At 36.0% G+C, this 6,575-nt stretch carries 5 protein-coding genes and 2 pseudogenes; 1 reads left to right on the top strand and 6 read right to left on the bottom strand.

Going from position 1 to position 6,575, the window contains the following annotated elements; translation table 11 throughout:
• From Q0L29_RS09495 to Q0L29_RS17565, 5 genes and pseudogenes are all read right to left on the bottom strand, one after another.
• On the bottom strand, nucleotides 1-226 hold a 226-nt coding region (locus Q0L29_RS09495), incomplete at its 3' end, for a zinc ribbon domain-containing protein YjdM (protein ID WP_296621127.1).
• Nucleotides 227-676: 450 nt separating this feature from the next.
• Entirely contained in the window at nucleotides 677-2,560 is a 1,884-nt protein-coding gene (locus Q0L29_RS09490; protein WP_296621125.1) for an EAL domain-containing protein, read from the bottom strand.
• A gap of 9 nt (nucleotides 2,561-2,569) precedes the next feature.
• Nucleotides 2,570-2,989, bottom strand: a complete 420-nt coding sequence (locus tag Q0L29_RS09485) for a response regulator (RefSeq protein WP_296621129.1) — start codon at nucleotides 2,987-2,989, stop codon at nucleotides 2,570-2,572.
• A 17-nt stretch (nucleotides 2,990-3,006) separates the two neighbouring features.
• Entirely contained in the window at nucleotides 3,007-4,131 is a 1,125-nt protein-coding gene (locus Q0L29_RS09480; protein WP_296621123.1) for an ATP-binding protein, read from the bottom strand.
• Between the two features lie 18 nt (nucleotides 4,132-4,149).
• Nucleotides 4,150-4,236, bottom strand: a pseudogene (locus tag Q0L29_RS17565) (DNA-binding protein); the annotation flags it as partial.
• 1,435 nt (nucleotides 4,237-5,671) lie between these two features.
• Here Q0L29_RS17565 and Q0L29_RS09475 point away from each other — a divergent pair.
• Nucleotides 5,672-5,764, top strand: a pseudogene (locus tag Q0L29_RS09475) (IS481 family transposase); the annotation flags it as partial.
• Between the two features lie 232 nt (nucleotides 5,765-5,996).
• On the opposite strand, the gene Q0L29_RS09470 reads toward Q0L29_RS09475, so the two are convergent.
• Nucleotides 5,997-6,374: a YegP family protein gene (locus tag Q0L29_RS09470; RefSeq protein WP_296621120.1), complete on the bottom strand. Its 378-nt coding sequence runs from the start codon at nucleotides 6,372-6,374 to the stop codon at nucleotides 5,997-5,999.
• Nucleotides 6,375-6,575: the final 201 nt, after the last annotated feature.

Genomic DNA, 6,575 nt, shown 5'->3' with positions numbered 1-6,575 from the left:
TTTTGAGAACCGATGAGCTTCCTTTGACTTTCAAATCTTTGATGACAGTTATTGTATCGCCATCACTAAGCACATTGCCATTCGAATCTTTGACTACTTTTTCTTCAGCGTTATCAGACCTTGTATCCAACGACCATTCATGACCACAATCCGGACAAACCAATACTCCATCCATTTCATAAGTATACTCAGAATGACATTTTGGACAACTTGGTAATATATACATTAATGCTTCCTCCTAAATATTGTTGATTTCAAAATATAATTGAATAAACTCAAAAATACTATTATCATGATTGATCAAATCATATAACTCACTTTTCAAGTGATTCTAAAGAAAAAACCTCGAACATGCACTCGAGGCTACTAATACATATGAAAATGCTCTTGATAATTATTATAAGATATTTCCAAAATTTTATCAATGTAAACCGCATTTTTTGTGTTTACGAGGTGCGCGGGAACAAATCGACAGTTTTTAGGTTTGAGGAAACATATCTTCTCCAATTCGACCTAGATTTTTAGCATCAAAATCACACACCGTTTATATACTTTATTAATCGCAAAATTAGCGCTCATCATGCCAATCTTGAGGCATACTTCTCTATTGGTGATTTTGCACCCTAAAAACAACCTATATTTTTTCTTCAACTAATTCAGTTAATAATCATTAAAATTAACAATTAGTACGCAAAAGAACTTCAATTTCTTTTGCCGGCATGGGTTTGTAATAATAAAATCCTTGCGTTTCATCACACATCCGTTGCGCTAAATATGACTCCTGCTTTTGTGTTTCAACCCCTTTAGCAATGACGTCCACCCCCATGTTTCTTGCAAGTACAATTATGGTTTTGGTAATCGCTTCATCTCTCTCATCTCCGTTAATCCCTTGGATAACAGGCACAGGAATTCTAATTCTATTAATTGGTAATAATTTTAAATATTTTAATGAAGAATACTCAGTGCCGAAATCATCAATGGAGATGTAAATGCCAATTTCCTGAAAGGCATTCAAAACGCGAACAAAATTATCCGTATCCTGCATGGCAATACGCTCCGTGATTTCCAACTCGAGATATTGAGGTAATAGCTTTGTTTCATCCAGGATCTCTTTAATCTGATTCGTGATTTCGGGATTTTGCAACTGGATGATGGACAGATTTACAGCAACTCTGATGGGCGGCAAACCCGCTTTCTGCCAGGCCTTGTTCTGCATGCATACTGTGTGCAACATCCACTTGCCAATGGGGTTGATTAATTTGGTTTTTTCCGCCAGATGAATGAATTTGTCCGGAGAAACCAAACCTAACTCGGGATGATTCCAGTGAAGAAGTGCTTCCAGACCGACTATTTTCTTCGTATTGAGATTGATTTGGGGTTGATAATAAACTTCAAATTCATTTCTTTCCAAAGATCGATACAAATCGTTACTCAGTTTCATATTTTCCGCAATAATATCTTTCATGATTGTAGTACAAAGGACCGATTGATTTTTACCCTTCGCCTTGGCTTTGAACATGGCTAAATCAGCATTCTTGATGAGAGTTTCATATGTTTCCCCGTCCGCCGGAAAAACGGATATCCCAATACTGATTGTCACAAAGATTTCGATGTGATTCAGCATGAATGGTTGTCTAAAGGCACCAATGATTTTATTCGTAACTATCAGAATGTGATCGGCGCTTTTCAGGTTTTGAAGCATAATGATAAACTCATCGCCACCTATCCTGGCCACTGTATCACTTTCTCGAACGAGACTAGTGAGCCTAGTAGCCACAGCTTTGAGCAATACATCCCCTTGAAAATGTCCGTGAGTATCATTAATCGTTTTGAAGCCATCCAAGTCTAAAAATAAAATTCCGATCGGGCTTTCAATCCGCTTCGCTAAATTTATTGCTTGCTTCATCCTGTCTACTAGATTCACGCGATTTGGCAATCCAGTTAAAAAATCATAATACGCAAGCTGCTCAATTTTTTCGAGTGCCAGTTTCCGAAGGGTTATTTGATTGAAAAGCTCTTTATTCGCTGATTCAAGTTGAACCGTTCTCTTCTTGACCCTTTTTTCTAATTGGTCGTTAAGTCTCTCTATCATTTTCTTTTGTTTGACAAGTTCTTTGTTAGCAATAATCAGTTCATTGGCCCGCTTCTCTTTCTCTTCTCTCTCTTCAGATTCTTTTAAAGCTCTTTCTATGGCATAAATCAGTCTTCCCAGTTTATCCTTTGCGACATAATCTGTAGCCCCTTGCTTTAAAAGCTCTACAGCTACCTCCTCACCTATGTAACCGGATACACATATGAATGGTGTCTTCGGGCATATGGCTTTAGCATGTTTCAAAGATGTAAAGCCATTAAATCCAGGCAACGTAAAATCAGAAAGAATGAGATCATATTTCCCCAGTGTTATTGCGGAAATAAAGTCTGTTTCTTTAGACACGGTATGCGTTTGAATTTCATAACTGAAATTTTCACAAAGATATTCATAGATTAGTTCAGCATCCATGGGAGAATCTTCCAGGGAAAGTATTTTTAATACTGGTTTTGGATCACTTTTACTATCCATATAGTCCTCTCATTCCAAGGGTAATTCATTAATAATTACCCAAAAATTTCCAATCTGTTTTACTGCTTCAATTAGAGCTATGAAATCAAGTGGTTTTACAACATAGGCATTCACTCCCAGATTATAACCCTTGATTAAATCCTCTTCTTCCCTCGAGGATGTCAGCATAATAATCGGTATCCGCTTAAATTTTATATCCTTTTTAACAATAGATAAAAATTCAAGTCCATCCATTCTCGGCATTTTTAAATCGAGCAGAATAATGCTAGGATTTTCCGGTTTTCTCCCTTTGTAAATACCTTCACAAGATAAATACTCTAATGCTTCTACACCGTCACCAACTGAAACTATTGGATTCACCATATTGTTTTCTTCGAGGGCTTCCATGGTCAGCTCAATATCCAATGGGTTATCCTCAACATAAAGAATAGTTCTCAGTTCCTTAGCTATTCACCTCCTTTTCTTTTCATAAGAGTAAAGTAGAAGGTCGCGCCTTCACCAACTTTAGCTTCAGCCCAAATTCTTCCACCATGCCGTGTAATTACTCTTTGAACCGTAGCTAAGCCAATTCCTGTACCTTCATAATCTTCACGACTATGCAAACGCTGAAATACAGCAAATAATTTTGATGTATAGCTCATATCAAATCCCGCTCCATTATCTTTTATATGGTAAATGATTTCTTTTTCAGTTTGCTCTGCATCAATAGTTATTTTAGCCAACTCATTTTTACTTGTAAACTTGACTGCGTTTTCGATCAGATTACCCCATACGGATTTAATCATCTCAAGATCACCAAAAGCCAAGGGCATGGATTTAATGGTAAAGACTATCCTATGTTCTACATCTTCTTCCAGTATAGGCTGGATATATGCATCGACAATATCGTTCATATTTAACACGGTTTGCTTCATCTCTATTCTGCCCGTTTTAGAAAATCGGAGCAGCCCATCAATCAATTCTCCCATGTTTTTTGTGGCGCTGGATATATTCTCAAGATACTGCCGTCCTTCCTCAGGAAGGAAGTTTATATATTTTTTTACTAAAAGAGCATCATAGCCAATAATATGCCTTAAAGGCGCCTTTAAGTCGTGGGATATCGTGTAGGAGAGCGACTCCAACTCTTTATTCGCAGATTCAAGTTGGGCTGTTCTCTCTCTCACGCGATCTTCCAACTGCTCATTGAGTTCTTCTATCTTTTCTTTTTGAATAGCAAGTTTTTCGTTGGCTATAAGCAAATCAACCGCTCGCTTTTCCTTCTCACCATTTTGAAATATGAGTTCCTTATTTGCGATGATCAGTTCGGCTGCCAGGTTTGCCTTCTCCTCAGTTTGAAAAGCCAACTCTTTCTCGGCGATGACTAGTTCAGCTGCTCTGTCTGCCTTCTCTCCCCTCTGAAAAACGAGTTCTTTATTAGCAATGACCAACTCTGCTGCCCTTTTTTCTTTCTCTTCGTTTTGATAAGCTAGTTCTTTATTAGCAGTGACCAACTCTGCTGCCCATTTATCTTTATCTTTCTCTTTGTCTTTCTTTAAGTTATCTTCTACCTGCTTATGAAACTCTTCCTTCATATGTTAATTCCCTCCCTTTTACTTTTTTCTCTTATCAATGGGCTTCTCAGCGTCTTTTGGAATCAGCCAGAGGTTTGCCATTTTTTTAGCTTCCTCGATTCTTCCTTTAAGACAAGGTCAGAAAACCTTTAATTTTAGACCTTTCAGGACCCATTATTTATCTTTTTGTGGCATCAGGACAACAGCAGAGAGTAAAGTTTTATCCTCAACCTCAAAATTGCTATTATATGGTAAAACTTTGTTCACAAACACAGTTTCTCTTTCTCCTCGTTTTGGAAGGCCAGCGCCTTATTGGCGATGAGCAGTTCCGCCGCACGTTTCTTTTTCTCTTCATTTTTTTGCAAATTCTCATCTCCAATCAATTAGAACAATACTATCTTTAAAACTATTTAATTACTTTTTTATATAATTACTTATTATATATTCCTTGTATCCATTCTCAGGATACCTGTTTTTATTGTGTATTGATTGCTTTTGATATCTCTGTTGGTCCGAAGAAGTCTTTTCAATCGCCTTGATAATTCGGTTCTGTAGCAAATATTCTATAAATTAATTTTTGACATAATCATAACTTATAGATCAACAATTTAATCTACCATAAATAATTGCTCAAAAAACTTTACTTCTTGCTGAACAGTATCAAATAATTTGCAGCATTAACATCACGAGTTTTAGATGAAAAAATTGCATAATTCCAATTTCAAGATATTTCTTACATGAAGATAGCGTAAACAAGCCATCGTTCTAAAGCAATTAAACTCATGTGTTCTTTAAATAGAAATGAACCTATTATTATATACCCGCATATTCATAAATATCGCTGGATACTGCATATTCGTCCCTGAATAATAATATATCATATTCATGTTTTATCAAAGGTTCTGATAACTGCTAATTTAATTTATTCCAACCAAATCATTTAAATGTCTACAATAACAATTAATACAATTAGTGTTCCAAATATCCGACATGTATTCTTCCATAATTATTTAGATAGGAGATCAATAAAATGCACTCATCAGTAATATCCAGAATGGATACAGCCATGAGTGCATTATAGTTGTATGTTCTCCTTAGTTAAGAAGTATACATTTTTTTTTACTATTCCTAGTACTTTTTATAATGTTCATACGCTTTTGGTGATGAATCTGGATCAAAACATAAATCACCATTTCTTCCTTCTCACTCAATTCCCCGGCAAATTCAGAAAACATCTAAATTGCACTGTCACGTTCAAAATAAGCCTTTTGCATATATTCCCATAGAGCGAAAAAAGGAGTTTTCAAGCTACAGTTTATCACCTGCAAAACTCGAAAACCCCTCATTTACAGGCTTCTTACTACACTTACTTGTTAACTCTTGACATCAATACCACGCATTGCACGACTCGCAAAATTCCTTAATCCAGCCAAACTCTTCACCATTAGAATAAGGTAGATTTTCTATGTCTGTAAGTACTGCCGCCAACCGTACACTGGGGCCATATTCATTGGTGATTAATAGACCATGCTTTCCAAATCCGCCAAGTCCTGCTGCTCGCTTGGGTATTTTTCATAAGACCATTAAGCCATGCACTCCTAGACATAACGGCAAGGTGGAGCGTGGTCACAGAGAAGATCAAAAGCGTTTTTACGATGTCTTTTCTTGCTTTACATCGTGTCCAACTTGTTTGACAAACCTACAATTACCTATATGTATCCTGAATCAGTATAGCACAGAATTTAGCGATATCACCGTTTAAGAAAAAACACCGCATTATTCATTTTGGAATAATACGGCGATTTATCTAAGGGTACATTTAAGCAACTACATTATGCTGATGTCTGCATAGAAACCCTGCTGCTGAGATTGTTTGCAAAATAATACTAGTTTTCTTCTTCTACGATTATCGCTTCTACAGAATTTTTCTTTATGGAATCTATTCCATTTTGACATCCAGCTTTAGATTTATATCTATCACCAGTACCAATAAGTTCTCCATTCCTCGCTTTTAATCTAAATCGATAATCTCCATTTTTATATTCGTATACCTCAAATTTAGGGTTCTTCTCTATTGAAAATTCCTCAATAGTTTGGTCTTCAATAGGGGCGATAGGAGCATTTACCCTTATACTCTCAATACCTTTTTTACATGATGCAAGAGATGAGTAAGGTTGCGAACTTAATATAATTTCACCATTTACAGCTTTTAGATGAAACCTAAACTGGTCATCTATTTTGACTATTAAAAATTTACTCGCCATTTAAAATCCCTCCTTCAGATTAATAACACCCTAAATTATCATTTATTGATTTAAGAATACCACAAATTATCTGAATATTCAATAATATCACAAGGCGTAATCTGTACTTTATGCATTTTTACGCTCTGATTTTTCCACTCTAGACATCAATACTACTATTTTACTTTGTAACTCCTTTACCACGTCACTGTCTCTTTTAAA

The organism is Marivirga sp., assembly GCF_024636815.1.
Classification (GTDB): domain Bacteria; phylum Bacteroidota; class Bacteroidia; order Cytophagales; family Cyclobacteriaceae; genus Marivirga.
Note: the sequence above shows the minus strand (reverse complement) of the source record. Positions and strands in the feature narration are given on the sequence as shown.